Origin of the sequence: Enterobacter sp. EC_50 (genome assembly GCF_019584525.1) — a bacterium.
Classification (GTDB): domain Bacteria; phylum Pseudomonadota; class Gammaproteobacteria; order Enterobacterales; family Enterobacteriaceae; genus Enterobacter; species Enterobacter roggenkampii.
In genome coordinates, this window is the sequence record NZ_VDAF01000010.1 from 137,076 (window position 1) to 154,491 (window position 17,416).

Below are 17,416 nucleotides of genomic sequence, written 5' to 3' on the forward strand. Positions count from 1 at the left end.
AGCTTAAATGATTCTCCTGCCGGATACAAAAAAGAAGCCCGGCGAGAGACTCACCGGGCTTCATCTGTAAAATCAGTCAATTAGTTGTTTACTGGAATGACCGCGCCTTTGTACTTGGTGCGGATCCAGTCCTGAATCTCTTTCGAGTGCAGCACGTTCACCAGCGCGACGATGTCTTTCTTCTTCTCGTCACCGCGATGCACGGTAATGATGTTAGCGTACGGGTTGTTTTCACCGCTCTCAACCGCAATCGGGTCGTGAACCGGATCCAGACCCGCGTCAATCGCGTAGTTGGCGTTAATCACCACCGCGTCGCCTTCGTTATTGTTGTACATCTGCGGCAGCAGAGACGCTTCCACGTTAGGCGTAAACTTCAGCTTTTTCGGGTTCTCGACGATGTCGCTGATGCGCGCGGTGACTTTATCGATGCCCGGCTTCAGCTTGATCACGCCCTCTTTCTCGAAGATGGAGAGAATACGCCCCTCTTCAGAAACCGCGTCACGCATGATGATTTTGCCGCCTTCCGGCAGGTCTTTCAGCGACTTGTATTTTTTGGAGTAGATACCGATTGGCTCAATGTGGATCGCGCCCGCACTGACAAAATCATAGTCTTTATCGCCCGCATGATCTTTCAGCACGCTGTTCAGGTAAGGAATGTGCTGGAAATAGTTCGCGTCGATGTCATGACCCGCCAGCGCGGTGTTCGGCAGAATGTAGTCCTGGAACGGTTTAATCTCCAGGTCGATCCCCTGCTTCGCCAGAATCGGCTTTGCCTGCTCCAGAATTTCCGCATGCGGCGTGTTGGACGCGCCCACGGTCAGGGTGTCGGCCCAGGAGGCAAAGCTCAGGGCGCTCAGGGTTGCAGCGGCGATCAGTGTCAGTGTCTTTTTCATGATGTGGTTCCTGTATGTTGTTGTTACCCTAAATAGTTCGAGTCACAGGAAGGCGGCAAGTGAGTGAATCCCCAGGAGCTTACATACAGTAAGTGACTGGGGTGAACGAATGCAGCCAACGCGCCTGAGGCTCGAAATATGACGGGTATTAGCGTTTATCTAACAGTGAAGTAATGACATCGCCGCAGAACTGGATAATGAAAACGATGATCAGAATGGTCACCGTTGCCACCAGCGTGACGTCACCATGGTTGCGCTGGAATCCTTCCAGATAAGCCAGATTTCCCAAACCACCGGCGCCAATCACCCCCGCCATCGCGCTGTAGCTCACCAGCGCAATCAGCGTCACCGTAATACCCGAGACCAGTGCGGGTGATGATTCCGGCAGTAAAACCCGAAACACGAGCGTGCTCAGTCGTGCGCCCATCGAGCGTGTGGCTTCGATGACGCCTTTATCCACTTCACGCAGGGCGATCTCCACCAGGCGTGCGTAGAACGGTGCGGCACCCACAATCAGGGCCGGCAGCGCCGCGTTGGCGCCAAGAATGGTGCCGACAACGGTCTTGGTGAACGGGATCAGCAGCACAATCAAAATGATGAACGGAATCGAGCGGAACACGTTCACCACAATCGAAATGACGCTATATACCGTGCGGTTGTGGAACAGTCCGCCGCGCGCGGTTAAAAACAGCGCCAGACCCAGCACGATGCCCAGAACGAAAGTTGCCACGCCGGACAGCGCAGTCATGTACAGCGTCTCCAGCGTCGCCGCCCAGAGCTGATCCCACTTGAGATGCGGAAAGAGATTCTCAGCCATGTTTAATCACCTCGCCTTCAATATCGCTGTGCTGCAGGTCGGCGAGGATATTGTTCAGTTGTTCATCAGATGCCACGACGTGCACCCAGAGCTGACCAAACACGCCGTGAGCGGTTTGGGTCATTTTTCCGTGCAGAATGTTAAACGGCAGGCCGTAGCGCAGCGTCAGTTCGCCCACAATCGGTTTATGCGTGCTGTGCCCGGTAAAGGTCAGCCTGATGACCGTCCCTTCCAGTTCGTTTGCCAGTTCGGGATTGAAGGTTTCTTCTTCAGCGTACTGGCTCACCTGACGGACAAACTGCTGCGTAATCGGCTGCTGCGGATGGGTAAAGACGCTCAGCACGTCTCCCTCTTCCACCACTTTACCGTTCTCCATCACCGCCACGCGGTCGCAGATTTTGCGCACCACGTGCATCTCGTGCGTGATCAGCACGATGGTCAGCCTGAAACGACGGTTAATATCCAGCAGCAGATCGAGGATCTGATCGGTGGTCTGCGGGTCAAGCGCGGAGGTGGCTTCATCGCAGAGCAGCACATCCGGGCGATTAGCCAGCGCACGCGCAATGCCCACGCGCTGCTTTTGCCCACCGCTCAGCTGTGATGGATAGGCATGCTCGCGACCTTTCAGGCCAACGAGTTCAATAAGCTCGGCCACGCGGGCCTTAATGTCGGCTTTCGGTACGCCGGCAATTTGCATCGAGAACGCAATATTCTCGCTGACCGTGCGCGACCACAGCAGGTTGAAGTGCTGAAACACCATGCTGATCTTCAGACGCGCCTGGCGCAGGGCTTCACCTTTTGCGGCAGAAATGTTCTGCCCGTTGATGGTTACGCTGCCGCTGCTCGGTTTTTCCAGACCATTCAGCAAGCGAATAAGCGTACTTTTACCTGCGCCGCTGTAACCGATGATCCCGTATATCTGTCCCTGTGCTATCGTCAAATTGACATTATCAACGGCCGTGAGCGCCACCTTTCCGTTGTCAAAAACCTTCGAAATATTGCTGAGAACTATCATTCTTATTCGTTATCCGTGCCGCCCGCGGCGGTTTAGCAGTATGGATGTCCAAACGATAGTAAACAGGCGTTATCAGCTTTTAAATGAACAAAAAAGAATGTGTTATAACTTTGGGGAATAAATAGCGGATTTACCGGGTGGGAAGCATTTAGATGAATTTCAGCAATGATTATCTGCCTGATGTATATCTGCTGGCTGACACCCTGCAAAAACGCTCATTTTTGCAGCATTTTATGCGGATATAGCCATCCTCACATCCAGACAACTTTACGTCTTGCTGTCCTGACATCCAAAAACATCATTTATATTCCTTTTTGTTCTAAAAAGCAGTGAATGGTTCTTTCTTGAGAAAATTTCACCGCCCTATCATCCCGTCATGACATCCAGAAAGGAAAACATCATGACGATTTATCACTCCGTCACCGAACTGATTGGTCGTACCCCGCTGATCCAGCTGCATAAGCTTGATACCGGTCCCTGCTCGCTCTTTCTGAAGCTGGAAAACCAAAATCCGGGCGGGTCGATTAAGGATCGCGTTGCGCTGTCGATGATTAACGAAGCGGAACGTACCGGCCAGCTGCAGCCTGGCGGCACGATAATTGAAGCCACGGCGGGCAATACCGGTCTCGGCCTGGCCCTGATTGCCGCCCAGAAAGGCTACTCGCTAATCCTGGTGGTGCCGGACAAAATGAGCCGCGAGAAGATTTTCCACCTGCGCGCGCTGGGTGCCCAGGTGGTGCTGACCCGCTCCGACGTCAACAAAGGCCATCCTGCCTATTACCAGGATTACGCCCAGCGTCTGGCGAACGAACTGCCGGGCGCGTTTTACATCGACCAGTTCAACAACGAAGCCAACCCGCTGGCGCACCGCACCACCACGGCGCCTGAGCTGTATGAACAGCTTGACGGCAGGATCGACGCCATCGTCGTGGGTGTCGGCTCAGGCGGCACGCTGGGCGGCCTGCAGGCGTGGTTCGCCGAGCACTCTCCGCACACGGAATTTGTCCTGGCTGACCCGGCCGGATCCGTTCTCGCCGACCAGGTGGAAACCGGACGCTACCACGACGCGGGCTCCTGGCTGGTTGAGGGAATTGGCGAAGACTTTATTCCTCCGCTGGCCCACATTGAAGGGGTGAATCGCGCCTGGCGCATCACCGACCGCGAAGCGTTCACCACCGCGCGCGAGCTGCTGAAAACGGAAGGCATTCTGGCGGGCTCCTCCAGCGGCACGCTGCTGGCGGCCGCGCTGAAGTATTGCCAGGCGCAGAGCACACCGAAGCGCGTGGTGACCTTCGCCTGCGACAGCGGCAATAAATATCTCTCGAAGATGTTCAACGACGACTGGATGCGACAGCAGGGGCTGATCACGCGTCCTCAGGCCGGCGATCTCTCCGACTACATCGCCCTGCGCCACGACGAAGGTGCCACCGTCACCGCGGCCCCGGACGACACGCTTTCCACCGTCCTGGCGCGCATGCGTCTGTATGACATCTCCCAGCTGCCGGTGCTGGAGGACGGCAAGGTGGTGGGCATTATCGACGAGTGGGATCTCCTGCGGCATATCGGCGGCGACGGCGATCGCTTCGCGCTGCCGGTGACGGCAGCCATGACGCGTCAGGTCGAGTTCCTTGACAAGCACGCGCCGGAAAGCGCCCTGCACGCCATCTTCGACCGCGGCCTTGTGGCCGTCATTAATGACAACGACCATTTTCTCGGTCTGATTACGCGCAGCGACGTTCTGACCGCCTGGCGCAACCGTCTACAGCAATAAAGGAATCAATGATGAAAAATCTGGCCACCCTCAGCGTCCACAGCGGCGAATTTAACGACCAGCACGGCGCCGTCATGCCGCCGATTTACGCCACCTCGACGTTTGCGCAACCCGCGCCCGGGGAGCATACCGGCTACGAGTACTCCCGCAGCGGCAACCCTACCCGCCATGCGCTGGAAACGGCGATTGCCGAACTGGAAGGCGGCACGCGCGGCTACGCTTTTGCCTCCGGTCTGGCGGCCATCTCCACGGTGCTCGAACTGCTGGATAAAGACAGCCATATTGTCGCCATTGATGACGTTTACGGCGGGACGTACCGCCTGATTGAAAACGTGCGCAAGCGCAGCACCGGGCTGCAGGTCAGCTGGGTCAAACCGGACGACCTGGCCGGGCTCGAGGCCGCCATTCGCCCGGAAACGCGTATGGTCTGGGTCGAAACGCCAACCAACCCGCTGCTGAAGCTGGCCGATCTGGCGGCCATCGCGGCGATCGCCCGTCGTCATAACGTCATCAGCGTGGCGGATAACACCTTCGCGTCGCCGGTGATCCACCGTCCGCTGGAGTCCGGGTTCGATATCGTGGTGCACTCGGCCACTAAATACCTTAACGGCCACTCTGACGTCGTCGCCGGGCTGGCGGTGGTGGGCGATAACAAGGCGCTGGCGGACAAGCTCGGCTATCTGCAGAACGCGGTGGGCGGCGTTCTGGATCCGTTCAGCAGCTTCCTGACGCTGCGCGGTATTCGCACGCTCGCGCTGAGGGTCGAAAAGCACAGCACCAACGCGCTGGCGATTGCGCAATGGCTGGAGCAGCATCCGCTGGTCGAAAACGTGTACTATCCAGGACTGGAATCGCATCCGCAGTACCAGCTTGCCCGCACGCAGATGGCGCTGCCCGGTGGCATGATTTCCGTCGTGGTAAAAGGCGATGCGCAACGCGCCACCGAGGTGATTCGCAACCTGAAGTTGTTCACCCTTGCGGAAAGCCTGGGCGGCGTGGAAAGTCTGGTGAGCCAGCCTTACAGCATGACCCACGCCTCAATTCCGCTTGAGCAACGTCTGGCGAACGGCATTGTGCCGCAGCTGATCCGCCTGTCGGTGGGGATTGAAGATCCAAAAGACCTGATTGCCGACCTCAGCCAGGCGCTGCAAAAATAAGCAAAGTGCGGCAGGTCCCTCACCTGCCGCGATAAGTTGTCATCATGGCTTAACGCCTTGATAACAATATTATGTGAAACAGCACAGATTATTTCTGAAACACCGTTTCCATTTTCCTTTTATCTTAAAATCAGCGTATAATGCGCGCCTAATCCCTGGTGAATGGTTTCAGCGCTTGGAATACAAAAAACAACGTACAACTTCTCCTCTCCTTCGTTGGGCTGTCACTCAGGCACACTTTCTTCTGCACGCTCATTTGATGTCTCCTATCCTTAGTGCGTGTCATATACTCTTTTGCAACACAGGTTTGACTCCGCGGCGGTGCGCCCCCGGAGCGAGATTTCCATATCCTTCCCAACTTAAAGACTAAGACTGTCATGAAAAAGACGAAAATTGTTTGTACTATCGGCCCGAAAACCGAATCTGAAGAGATGCTGAGCAAAATGCTGGACGCCGGCATGAACGTGATGCGTCTGAACTTCTCCCACGGTGACTACGCAGAGCACGGCCAGCGCATCCAGAACTTGCGCAACGTGATGAGCAAGACCGGTAAAAAAGCGGCCATCCTGCTGGATACCAAAGGTCCAGAAATCCGTACCATCAAGCTGGAAGGCGGTAACGACGTCTCTCTGAAAGCGGGCCAGACCTTCACCTTCACCACCGACAAATCCGTCGTCGGCAACAGCGAAATCGTTGCAGTGACCTACGAAGGCTTCACCAGCGATCTGTCCGTCGGTAACACCGTGCTGGTCGACGATGGCCTGATCGGTATGGAAGTCACCGCTATCGAAGGCAACAAAGTTATCTGTAAAGTGCTGAACAACGGCGACCTGGGCGAAAACAAAGGCGTTAACCTGCCGGGCGTCTCCATCGCGCTGCCAGCCCTGGCTGAAAAAGACAAACAGGACCTGATCTTCGGCTGCGAGCAAGGCGTTGACTTCGTCGCGGCCTCCTTCATCCGTAAGCGTTCCGACGTGGTTGAAATCCGTGAGCACCTGAAAGCACACGGCGGCGAGAAGATCCAGATCATCTCCAAAATCGAAAACCAGGAAGGCCTGAACAACTTCGACGAAATCCTCGAAGCGTCTGACGGCATCATGGTTGCACGTGGTGACCTGGGCGTTGAAATCCCGGTTGAAGAAGTGATCTTCGCGCAGAAGATGATGATCGAGAAGTGTGTGCGCGCGCGTAAAGTGGTTATCACCGCCACGCAGATGCTGGACTCCATGATCAAAAACCCACGCCCAACCCGCGCTGAAGCAGGCGACGTGGCAAACGCCATTCTCGACGGTACTGACGCAGTAATGCTGTCCGGTGAATCCGCGAAAGGTAAATACCCGCTGGAAGCGGTCGGCATCATGGCGACCATCTGTGAACGTACTGACCGCGTGATGACCAGCCGTCTGGACTTCAACAACGACAGCCGCAAGCTGCGTATCACCGAAGCAGTATGCCGCGGTGCGGTAGAAACTGCTGAGAAACTGGAAGCACCACTGATTGTGGTTGCTACTCAGGGCGGTAAATCTGCGCGCGCCGTGCGTAAATACTTCCCGGATGCGACCATCCTGGCCCTGACCACCAACGAAACCACCGCTCGTCAGCTGGTGCTGAGCAAAGGCGTCGTTGCGCACCTGGTTAAAGAGATCGCCTCTACTGACGATTTCTACATTCAGGGTAAAGCACTGGCTCTGGAAAGCGGTCTGGCACAGAAAGGCGACGTTGTGGTCATGGTTTCTGGCGCCCTGGTACCAAGCGGCACCACCAATACCGCATCTGTTCACGTGCTGTAATAATTCCCGAACGAATTAATTTGGATAAAAAGCGCCCATTGGGCGCTTTTTTTATTCCCGGCATTAGCCAAACGCATTCAAAATGCAAATCGGGTTTTTCTATTTAATTGCGAATTATCTAAGATGAATCCGATGATAAATGCCTTTTTTTCCTTAGATTTTTGCCCGAAACCGGCTGATTCGGTGCTTCTTTGAGCGAACGATCAAAAATAGGTGTATTCCCATCAAAAAAATATTCTCAACCCAAAAAACTTTGTGTAATACTTGTAACGCTACATGGAGATTAACTCAATCTAGAGGGTATTAATAATGAATCGTACTAAACTGGTACTGGGCGCGGTAATCCTGGGTTCTACTCTGCTGGCTGGTTGCTCCAGCAACGCTAAAATCGATCAGCTGTCTTCTGACGTTCAGACTCTGAACGCTAAAGTTGACCAGCTGAGCAACGACGTGAACGCAATGCGTTCCGACGTTCAGGCTGCTAAAGACGACGCAGCTCGCGCTAACCAGCGTCTGGACAACCAGGCTACTAAATACCGTAAGTAATAGTACCTGTTAATAAAATGGCGCACATTGTGCGCCATTTTTTTTGCCTGCGTCAAACGCCTACTGCGTCACCCTCTCCCCTTCATCTTCCGCTACCGCAGCAGACACCCGGCTGTTCTGCACCGACAACACGCTATTGCTGGCTGACGGGCCGCTACCGGACGACACAATAACCGGGATCCCTGCACGACGTGACAGCGCTTTATCAATCAGCGCCTTATCGCTTCCTGCCTGAGAAACAAAGGCCGCAAAGTCGGCGGAATGGGTAATTGGCGAGACCTGCGGATTTTCCCCTTCTACCTGCGCCAGCGGACGGTGGACCTCAATATAGCGTTTACCATCCGGCTCCACGGAGAACTTCACGGGTTCATTGATAATCTGCACCCGCGTGCCCACCCGCACCTGTTCGAACAGCGCCTTAATGTCCGGGGCGTTCATCCGCATACAGCCAGAGCTGACACGCAGGCCAACGCTGTCCGGCGCGCTGGTGCCATGAATGAGATATTCCCCATTCCCCACGCCTAAACGCAGCGCGAAGCGTCCCAGGGGGTTATTTGGCCCGGCAGGGACCACCGGAGGCAGTTTAATGCCCTGCTCCAGAGAACGTGCTCGTATGCCCGGCGTGGGTGTCCAGGTGGGATTCGGGATCTTCTGGCTCACCCGCGTGGTCGTCACCGGCGTTTCCAGACCCAGCTGACCAATACCCAGAGGATAAACCTGAACAATATTTTGCCCCGGCGGGAAGTAGTAGAGCCGAAGCTCAGCAAGATTCACCACAATCCCCTCGCGGGGCGTATCCGGCAACAGCATTTGCGACGGAATGGTTATCACGGTTCCCGGCGCAGGGTTTACCGGCGCAATGGTATTGTTGGTTTCCAGGAGCACCTGCGCCGCCGTATTAAACCGGCGGGCGATGGTCTGCAGCTTATTATCCCCTTCCTGTATCGTGTAGGTTTGATTTTGCCCAATCAGACGACTGCCTGCGGGCGGCAACGGATAGTCCATCGCGCGGGCCGAATGAAGGGCGCCGAGCGAACTGAGGAGTAATAGAGTAATGAGAGACGCGCGCTTCATGCTGAGATTCCTTATTCACTGACAGAACGCCAGAAAGCTGAAAAACCAGCGAGGCGGGAACCACCTCGCGAAACAGAATGAATGCTGTTCTGTAAGTCTAGCTAAGGATTGCAGCTTTGGCGCGGATGGCGCGAATCATCGCTTCCAGTCCCTGAGAGCGGGACGGGGTGAGGTGTTGGGTTAAGGCCATTTTTTCAAACCACGGACGAACATCGAACGCGACGATATCCTGCGCAGACATCTGCTGGTAAAGGCTAAAGACGACCGCAATAAGCCCTTTTACAATGGCGGCATCGCTGTCGCCGCGCAATTCGATCGTGCCGTCATCCGACTGCGCCATCACAATCCACACCTGGCTCTGGCAGCCCTGAATACTGTTCTCCGGGCTGTGCGCCTCTTCACCGAGCGGCGGCAAACGCTGTCCCAGCTCGATGATATAGAGATACTTCTCTTCCCAGTTTGCGCAACGCGAGAAGTTGCGCAGTAATTTATCTTTGTCCGGCAGCTCTGCCATCTTTCGCCTCTCCGTTAGCCCAGCAGCTGATGAATGCGCTTAAGCCCCGCCACCAGCCTGTCGACCTCTTCCGTCGTGTTGTACATCACCAGCGATGCGCGGCACATTGCCGGTACCTGGTAAAACGCCATCAGCGGCATGGCGCAGTGGTGCCCGGTGCGGACCGCCACGCCGTAGTTATCGAGGAAACTGCCCACGTCATAGGCGTGGTGTTTCCCAAGATTAAACGCGATTACCCCTTGCCGGTTGGCAGGCCCGTAGAGGGTCAAATCCGGCACGCTGGCAAGCTCTGCAAGCGCGTAGTGCATCAGCAGCTGTTCATACTCCTGAATGGCATCAAGACCGATGGCAGAGACGTAAGAGACCGCCGCCCCCAGCCCGATAATGCCCCCGGTGTTGGGCGTGCCCGCCTCAAAACGCCACGGGGCGCGCGCGTAGGTCGTGCCTTCCGTCAGGCTGACGGTGGCGATCATCGACCCGCCCCCTTCCCACGGCGGCATCGCCTGCAGGATCTCTTCTTTCACATACAGCACGCCAATCCCGGTCGGCCCGTAGAGCTTGTGGCCTGAAAAGACGTAGAAATCACACTCCAGCGCCTGGACGTCAACCGCGTGGTGCATCACCGCCTGCGCGCCGTCAATCAGGACCTTTGCGCCCGCCTGATGGGCCTTCTCGACGATCTCTGCCACCGGGTTTTCTGTCCCCAGCACGTTGGAGACCTGGGTAACCGCCACCAGCCGCGTGCGGTCGTCCAGCAAGAGGTCAAGCTGCTCAAGCTGAAGCGTCCCGTCAGCGTTTAGCGGGATCACCCGCAGCTGGGCGCCCACGCGCTCGCAGAGCATCTGCCACGGCACGATATTGGCGTGGTGCTCCATCTGGGTGATGATGATGTTATCCCCCGCGTGGACCTGCGCGTTGCCCCAGCTGTTAGCGACAAGGTTGATCCCTTCGGTGGTCCCGCGAACAAAGACCAGTTCTTCCGGCGAGCGGGCGTTAAGAAAAGCGGCAAGCTGCGTGCGCACGTTTTCCATCCGCTGGGTCGCCTCGGCGCTCAGGGTATGGATACCGCGATGCACGGCGGCATAGCCGTGGCGATAGAACTCGGCTTCGGCATCCACCACCTGATTCGGCTTCTGCGCGCTAGCCGCGCTGTCCAGATAGGCCAGCGGCAGACCGTTTACTTCACGGGTCAGAACCGGGAAATCTGCCCGTACTTTTTCGACGGGAAAACTCATGCTTCGCCTCCAGGCAGGCGCTGACCGATCCGATCCAGCACCTGCAGTTTTAACTGACCATCGTGCAGCGCTTCCGTCAGTTCGGCGGCAAACGCGTAGATAATCATTTTCTGCGCCGCCTGCTGGTCGATGCCGCGCGAGCGCAGGTAGAACATCTGCTCGTCGTCGATTCGCCCGACCGTCGCACCGTGGCTGCATTTCACGTCGTCGGCGTAGATCTCCAGCTGCGGCTTGGTGTCCACCTCCGCCAGGCGTCCTAACAGCAGATTGTTGTTGGTCATCTGCCCGTCGGTTTTAATGGCGTGCTGCGCCACGTTAATCAGGCCGTTAAACACCGCACGCCCTTTATCACTCACGATGGTTTTATGCAGCTGGCGGCTGTTGCAGTAGCCTTTGTTGTGCTCCAGCCAGGTGCGCGTGTCACACACTTCTGATTTAACCGGCATCGCCAGGCTGTTGATGCGCAGCGTGGTGTTTTCACCGTTAAGCTGCGTGCTGGTGTTGTGGCGCAGCACCGCCCCGCCGAGCAGGAAGCTGTGGCTGTACGCGGCGGCATCCTGTCCCAGGACAATGTCGTTATGGGCAAAGTGGTGGCTCTGCGCATTCTCAAACGCCAGCTTGATGTGGTGTAGCTGGGCATTCGCCGCCACGTTCATCGTCAGTCGCGACCCGGTAAAGTGACGTGTCTCATTGAGGCTGACGTAGTGTTCGATGACCGTGGCCTCCGCCCCCTCCGCCAGCTCAAGATGGTGGCGATAGTGCGCGGTATTGATTTCGGCGCCGTCCAGACCCTGCGTGATGTGCATCAGCAGCAGCGGCTTTGACGGACGCTGGTTACGCTTCACGGCGATATGCGTCACCCTGCGGGCCAGGCTTTCGGTCAGGTGCAGAAAGACCTCAGGCTGAACCGGGGCGCTCAGGCGCTGGCGATCGTCGTTTATCTCAATCTCAAAGCCGCTCTCCTGGAGCGTGTCGCTCAGCTCAGGGCGGAACTGACCGTCGACAAACACCAGGCGCACGGCATCCACGCCCACTGCCAGCGCGTCACGCTGCGCAGGCGTGAGATCCGCCAGACGGGTCACAAACTCGGCGTTCAGCAGGCCATCGAGCGGGGTGTATTTCCAGTTCTCATGCTTGCGCGTCGGCAGGCCAAGACGCAGCATCTGCTGCAGATGCTGCTGCGCCTGCGCCGAACGCGTGCCGCCCTGGGCTTCAAACAGCCGGTGCCACTGCTGGAGCGCATTACTGCTGTTCGGTAAGCCAGCCATAACCCTGCTCCTCCAGTTGTTTAACCAGCGTGAAATCACCGGATTTCACAATGCGTCCCTGGTAAAGCACGTGGACGTAATCCGGCTTGATGTAGTCCAGAATGCGCTGGTAGTGGGTGACGATAATAAACGAGCGCTTGCCGTCGCGCAGGGCGTTCACCCCGTCGGCGACAATCTTCAGGGCGTCAATATCCAGACCGGAGTCGGTCTCATCCAGAATGCACAGCTCGGGCTCCAGCACCGCCATCTGCAGAATGTCGTTACGCTTTTTCTCGCCGCCGGAAAAACCGACGTTCACCGAGCGGGTGAGCAAATCTTCCGGCATTTTCAGCAGCTTGATTTTCTCTTCCATTAAATCCTGGAAGTCGAAGCGGTCGAGCGCCTCCAGCCCCCGGTATTTCCGCACCGCGTTGAGCGCGGTTTGCAGGAAGAACTGGTTGCTGACGCCGGGGATTTCTACCGGATACTGGAAGGCCATAAAGATGCCCTCGCCCGCGCGGTCTTCCGGCGACATCTCCAGCAGATCTTTGCCGTTAAATTCGACCGAGCCGTGGGTCACCTCATAATCTTCGCGTCCCGCCAGCGTCGCAGAAAGCGTACTTTTCCCGGAACCGTTCGGCCCCATGATGGCGTGGACTTCGCCCGGCTTGACGTCAAAATTGAGGCCACGCAGGATGGCTTTATCTTCTACGCTGACCTGTAAATCTTTAATGCTTAACATGTGCTTTCCTTAACCGACGCTGTGTTCAAGACTGATGGCGAGGAGTTTCTGGGCTTCAACGGCAAATTCCAGCGGTAGTTCAGAGAACACGTCCTTACAGAAGCCGTTTACGATCATCGAGATGGCATCCTCTTCGCTGATCCCGCGCTGCAGGCAGTAGAAGAGCTGATCTTCCCCAATCCGTGACGTGGTCGCCTCGTGCTCCAGCTGGGCCGTGTTATTACGGCATTCGACGTATGGGAAGGTATGCGCCCCGCAGTCAGCGCCAATCAGCATCGAGTCACACTGGGTGAAGTTTCGCGCATTGGTCGCCGTCGGCATGATTTTCACCAGCCCGCGATAGCTGTTCTGGCTGTGTCCGGCGGAGATACCTTTCGAGATAATGGTCGATTTGGTGTTTTTACCGATGTGGATCATCTTGGTGCCGGTATCCGCCTGCTGATGACCGCTGGTGAGCGCCACCGAGTAAAACTCGCCGATGGAGTTATCCCCGCGCAGGATGCAGCTCGGGTATTTCCAGGTGATGGCCGAGCCGGTTTCGGACTGGGTCCACGACATCTTGCTGTTTTCGCCTTCGCACAGCGCACGCTTGGTCACGAAGTTCAGGATGCCGCCGGTATTGCCGTCGCCCGGGAACCAGTTTTGCACCGTCGAGTATTTCACCTCGGCGTCTTTATGGATGATGACCTCCACCACCGCCGCGTGCAGCTGATAGCTGTCGCGCACAGGAGCGGAACACCCTTCGATGTAGCTGACGTAGCTGCCTTCATCCGCGACCAGAATGGTACGTTCGAACTGGCCGGTTTTTTCGGCATTAATGCGGAAATAGGTGGAAAGCTCCATCGGACAGCGCACGCCTTTCGGCACGTAAATAAAGGTACCGTCCGAGGCCACCGCCGCGTTAAGCGCCGCAAAGAAGTTGTCGTTAGAGGGCACCACGGTTCCGATGTACTTTTTCACCAGTTCAGGATGATCGTGAATCGCTTCGCCGAAGGAGCAGAAAATGATCCCCTGCTCTGCCAGCTTCTCGCGGTAGGTGGTGGCCACCGAGACCGAGTCAAAGATAGCGTCCACCGCCACCTCTTTCCCTTCGCGCACCGGTACGCCCAGTTGGTTAAAGGCTTCTTCCACCTCTTTGCTGAGGAAACTGTTCTCCGCGCCGGTTTGCTGCACCGCGCCGGGCTGCGAGGCGCAGGTGTCATCGCAGCTGCCGCAGGAGGGCGCGGAGTAGTAGCTGTAGTCCTGATAATTAAGCTTATCGTAGTGGGCTTTCAGCCAGTGCGGCTCTTCCATCTCCAGCCAGGCGCGGTAGGCGCTCAGGCGAAACTCCAGCATCCACTCGGGCTCGTTACGTTTCGCCGAGATCGCCCGCACGACATCCTCGTTGATGCCTTTTGCCAGCTCATCGGTCTGCAGCTGGGTGAAGAACCCCTCTTTATAGTTGAGGTGCCCGCCGCTCCAGGTATTTACTTCACTCGTTGCTTCAGTATTACGAGACATAGTTCCGCCTATACCCCAAAGCTTTCGCCGCAGCCGCATTCGTTCTGGGCTTTCGGGTTATGAAATTTGAATAACTGGTTTAAGCCTTCGCGGACGTAGTCCACTTCGGTGCCGTCGATAAAGGGCATGGCCTGCAGCGCGACGTACAGTTTTGCGCCGTCGGTCTCGAACACCAGGTCATCTTTCTCGGGTTCGGTGACGGTATCAAGCACGTAACCGAAACCTGCGCAGCCGGTCTGTTTGACACCTAAACGCACGCCGAGGATCTCGGGCTTTTTCGCCACCAGCTCGTGAATATGTGCCGCCGCCGCTGGCGTGAGCGTTAACCCGCGCCAGGCGAAATCGGCAGGATTAAAGGTTTCTGAATGCAGTTCCATAGGTCCACCTCATCTGATAAGCCATCAGGGCATAACACCATGTTAGTGATAACGATTATCACTTCAACCCTCTGTCAGCAGGGGCATTCGGCTAAACCGCCCTTTTTGCCTACTTTTATTAAGCATAGACCCTGTGGCAGGATGCAGGCAGGATGGATTTAATTGTTCAATACATTGATTAATAATGCATTTCGTTGTGGCATTTGGGCAGGAGAGGAGAAACGTAAAATATGCATTGGAAATGCCTATTTTTGAGATAGCTTTTGCATGGAAAGTGACAAAAATAAAAAAAGGCCCTCAAGGCCTCTTACACTTAATGATGAAATGAGACAGCAAACCCCTGTTCACGCCAGTGGTCGAGCTGTTCCTGCTGTCGAGGCGTTGGCGATTTCCCCGTCCAGACGAAGATTTTTTGCCCCGGGAACAGTTCAGGACGCGGCGAATCAATCGGTTCTGCCAGGACGTCAATGTGCCAGCCCTTCTGCGCTAAGCGCGCGGCTTCGAGCCACAGATGGGTGCGGTCATCGCACTCCCAGCCGATCAGGAGAGCGTCTTTACCGGCTTTCTTACGGGACTCCGCCAGGCTTGCAATCGCGAATTCAATCAGGACTCCGTCTAACAGGCTCGCCATGTGACGCACGGTATTTTGGTCCTGGTTCATCCGCTGACGGACGGGAGAAATGATATTGTCAATCAGGGAATCTATCGGGTGATCGCGGCGGAACTCGCCAATTTTGGCGCGCAGCTTTGCCGGGCTGGCGTAGCGCAGAACGGTCATCATCTCTTCCTGGAACGAGACCCAGTTGCCCTGAGTCAACACTTCCTTGTTTTCCAGCAAGGCTTTTACTTTTCCGACCGAAACGCCGCTCTTCATCAGGCGTTTGATCTCTTCTATACGCAGGATATCTTCATCGTCAAACTGACGATGGCCCCCTTCGCTGCGCTGCGGCTTCAACAATCCATAACGGCGCTGCCAGGCACGCAGCGTAACGGGGTTGATACCGCATCGTTCGGCCACTTCGCCGATACTGTAATAGGCCATTAACTCCCTCACGCTCAGAACTTCCATACCTAACTGCACCAACCTTATCAGATTGTACAAACCATTTGTATAACTAAGACCGTATTTTGAACGGGTGAATGGCTTACCACCCCATCCACCTGTTAATACATTGTTGTATAAAATTTACCGTTCGTACAGTAACGTCTGCCAGATTGTGTACAGCTTTATCACAATTCGAACTTTTTCTCCGGCCAGGCAATGGCTGGAATCCCGCCGTGCCGGGGGCTGGCAAAAAGATGCCCCTGGAACTGGGAAATTCCCGCAGATTCCAGCCACATCCACTCTTCTGCCTTCTCTACCCCCACCGCGCAGAACTGGATTTCAAGCGAGGAACAGCATTTGATGATCGCCTGAATGATGGCCTGTCGGGGGCCACTTTTATGCACGTTCGCGACCAGATCGCGATTAATCTTAATTCTGTCAGGCTGGAAGTGGGCCAGCAGCTGCAGCCCGGCAAAACCGGCACCAAAGTGATCGATCGTCACGCTGATACCCGCGCTTTTTAACTGCCTGACCGAATCCGTGAATTCATCAAAACGGGAAATGGCTTCGCTCTCGGTGAACTCCACCACGATTTGCTCAGGTACAAACCCGTTTGCTTCAATCGCGGTGAGCAGAAAATCCACGGCGTTGGGAATGTTAACCAGCGTCATAGGCAGCAGGTTCAGGGATAACGTCTGGTCCTGTAACCCCAGCGCGCTGGCCATAGAGAGCGCCACCTGCTTGCTTTGCAGATCAGACGCGTACACTTCCTCATGCGGAAGGCTGGCGAAATAAGCCCCCGGCGAGTCGCCGGACGGGGTGCGGAGAAGCGCCTCCCAGGAGACAACCTGCTGCATAAATGGATCGACTATCGGCTGGAACGCGAAGCTGCAATCCGCCCCTTTCGCGACCACCTCAGGCTGCGCGGACAAGCGCGTTTCTTCGCGAACGAATTCCCATGAGTCCGCAGGCGGCAGTTCAAAATAGTTCGCTTTTTCCGTGGCCTCGACAAAGGTGCGGAAAAACTGCAGAGGGCGGTCGTTATACGTCAGCTGGTAGCGTGTCGTCCCCTTATCGAGCACCTGCTGCAGTACCTCGTCCCTGTCGAAGTGGCGCAAATCAAAAAGCTCCATACCCACGTTGCCAAAACGCCGGACAGGGCCGTGATCGCGCATCAACTCGACTACGTTATGGTGGCGCGGGTCGTTACAGATCTGCTCATAGATAGCCGAAACGTGCTCCACCGGCCCTTCCAGCAGTTGAAAAAAATGTGTGCCGTTAAACAGCAGGATCCCCGTGACATTGGATTGCCGATTTTTACGATTTGCAGCAGCGACCATTGCTTCCAGCGCTTTCACTGGAACGTCCTCGCAGATATGACTGCGGTAAATGATGGTTGTGAGCATGCTATTCCTGGGAGGTTAGGGTTTTGGCCACAAAAGACGTGGGGAATGTTCATTTATAGCACATTAATTGCCTGACAAATAATTTACATCTCAACCATTTACGGCAGTTAATGAGACCGTTTGACTCGGCTGTACAACTTACCAGCACCTGCGCTTTTTGTACAATATATCCTGCACTCACCCCCCATCACAACGCCAACCCAACGTAATGAAAAATAAATGATTTATAAAATATATCGTAAAAAATCTAAAAATCTGTACATTTTAGATGTACAGATTTGGAAATT

16 protein-coding genes are annotated in these 17,416 nt (G+C 55.8%); 4 read left to right on the top strand and 12 right to left on the bottom strand.

Going from position 1 to position 17,416, the window contains the following annotated elements:
* Window positions 1-80 precede the first annotated feature (80 nt).
* The 3 genes from FHC48_RS10590 to FHC48_RS10600 form a co-directional block, all read right to left on the bottom strand.
* Window positions 81-893 (bottom strand): MetQ/NlpA family ABC transporter substrate-binding protein, encoded by an 813-nt coding sequence (locus tag FHC48_RS10590; protein WP_008500616.1) that lies wholly within the window; start codon window positions 891-893, stop codon window positions 81-83.
* A 148-nt stretch (window positions 894-1,041) separates the two neighbouring features.
* The gene (locus FHC48_RS10595; protein WP_008500617.1) at window positions 1,042-1,710 is read right to left on the bottom strand and encodes a methionine ABC transporter permease; all 669 of its coding nucleotides are present in this window, start codon (window positions 1,708-1,710) and stop codon (window positions 1,042-1,044) included.
* Complete coding sequence (locus FHC48_RS10600) at window positions 1,703-2,725, bottom strand: methionine ABC transporter ATP-binding protein (RefSeq protein WP_008500618.1); 1,023 nt, start codon at window positions 2,723-2,725, stop codon at window positions 1,703-1,705. The genes FHC48_RS10595 and FHC48_RS10600 overlap by 8 nt, the downstream gene beginning before the upstream one ends.
* A 400-nt stretch (window positions 2,726-3,125) precedes the next feature.
* Between FHC48_RS10600 and FHC48_RS10605 the strand changes: the two genes are divergently transcribed.
* The 4 genes from FHC48_RS10605 to lpp all read left to right on the top strand — a co-directional run bounded on the left by FHC48_RS10605 (window position 3,126) and on the right by lpp (window position 7,989).
* Window positions 3,126-4,496 carry a cystathionine beta-synthase gene (locus FHC48_RS10605; protein WP_059364973.1) on the top strand — a complete coding sequence of 457 codons (1,371 nt, stop codon included), beginning with the start codon at window positions 3,126-3,128 and terminating at the stop codon, window positions 4,494-4,496.
* Window positions 4,497-4,507: 11 nt separating this feature from the next.
* A complete protein-coding gene (locus FHC48_RS10610) occupies window positions 4,508-5,653 on the top strand; it encodes a PLP-dependent aspartate aminotransferase family protein (RefSeq protein WP_021241113.1) in 1,146 nt (381 codons plus the stop codon).
* Window positions 5,654-6,030: 377 nt separating this feature from the next.
* On the top strand, window positions 6,031-7,443 hold the full coding sequence (gene pykF / locus FHC48_RS10615) for a pyruvate kinase PykF (protein WP_045284943.1): 1,413 nt from the start codon (window positions 6,031-6,033) through the stop codon (window positions 7,441-7,443).
* A 309-nt stretch (window positions 7,444-7,752) separates the two neighbouring features.
* A complete protein-coding gene (gene lpp / locus FHC48_RS10620) occupies window positions 7,753-7,989 on the top strand; it encodes a murein lipoprotein Lpp (protein ID WP_001082307.1) in 237 nt (78 codons plus the stop codon).
* Window positions 7,990-8,049: 60 nt separating this feature from the next.
* On the opposite strand, the gene FHC48_RS10625 is transcribed toward lpp, so the two are convergent.
* The 9 genes from FHC48_RS10625 to FHC48_RS10665 all read right to left on the bottom strand — a co-directional run bounded on the left by FHC48_RS10625 (window position 8,050) and on the right by FHC48_RS10665 (window position 17,129).
* Complete coding sequence (locus FHC48_RS10625; protein ID WP_045336088.1) at window positions 8,050-9,063, bottom strand: L,D-transpeptidase family protein; 1,014 nt, start codon at window positions 9,061-9,063, stop codon at window positions 8,050-8,052.
* 97 nt (window positions 9,064-9,160) lie between these two features.
* Window positions 9,161-9,577, bottom strand: coding sequence for a cysteine desulfuration protein SufE (gene sufE, locus FHC48_RS10630; RefSeq protein WP_008500626.1), 417 nt, complete (start codon window positions 9,575-9,577; stop codon window positions 9,161-9,163).
* A 14-nt stretch (window positions 9,578-9,591) separates the two neighbouring features.
* Complete coding sequence (gene sufS / locus FHC48_RS10635; protein WP_059364975.1) at window positions 9,592-10,812, bottom strand: cysteine desulfurase SufS; 1,221 nt, start codon at window positions 10,810-10,812, stop codon at window positions 9,592-9,594.
* Entirely contained in the window at window positions 10,809-12,080 is a 1,272-nt protein-coding gene (sufD, locus tag FHC48_RS10640) for a Fe-S cluster assembly protein SufD (RefSeq protein WP_220418904.1), read from the bottom strand. Before sufD ends, sufS begins: the two co-directional genes overlap by 4 nt.
* Window positions 12,055-12,801 (bottom strand): Fe-S cluster assembly ATPase SufC, encoded by a 747-nt coding sequence (gene sufC / locus FHC48_RS10645; RefSeq protein WP_008500629.1) that lies wholly within the window; start codon window positions 12,799-12,801, stop codon window positions 12,055-12,057. Before sufC ends, sufD begins: the two co-directional genes overlap by 26 nt.
* 9 nt (window positions 12,802-12,810) lie before the next feature.
* The gene (gene sufB / locus FHC48_RS10650; protein ID WP_021241107.1) at window positions 12,811-14,301 is read right to left on the bottom strand and encodes a Fe-S cluster assembly protein SufB; all 1,491 of its coding nucleotides are present in this window, start codon (window positions 14,299-14,301) and stop codon (window positions 12,811-12,813) included.
* A gap of 8 nt (window positions 14,302-14,309) precedes the next feature.
* On the bottom strand, window positions 14,310-14,678 hold the full coding sequence (gene sufA, locus FHC48_RS10655) for a Fe-S cluster assembly scaffold SufA (protein ID WP_008500631.1): 369 nt from the start codon (window positions 14,676-14,678) through the stop codon (window positions 14,310-14,312).
* Window positions 14,679-14,991: 313 nt separating this feature from the next.
* Window positions 14,992-15,720 (bottom strand): MerR family transcriptional regulator, encoded by a 729-nt coding sequence (locus tag FHC48_RS10660; RefSeq protein ID WP_008500632.1) that lies wholly within the window; start codon window positions 15,718-15,720, stop codon window positions 14,992-14,994.
* Window positions 15,721-15,908: 188 nt separating this feature from the next.
* Entirely contained in the window at window positions 15,909-17,129 is a 1,221-nt protein-coding gene (locus tag FHC48_RS10665) for a diguanylate phosphodiesterase (protein ID WP_023327186.1), read from the bottom strand.
* Window positions 17,130-17,416 lie beyond the last annotated feature (287 nt).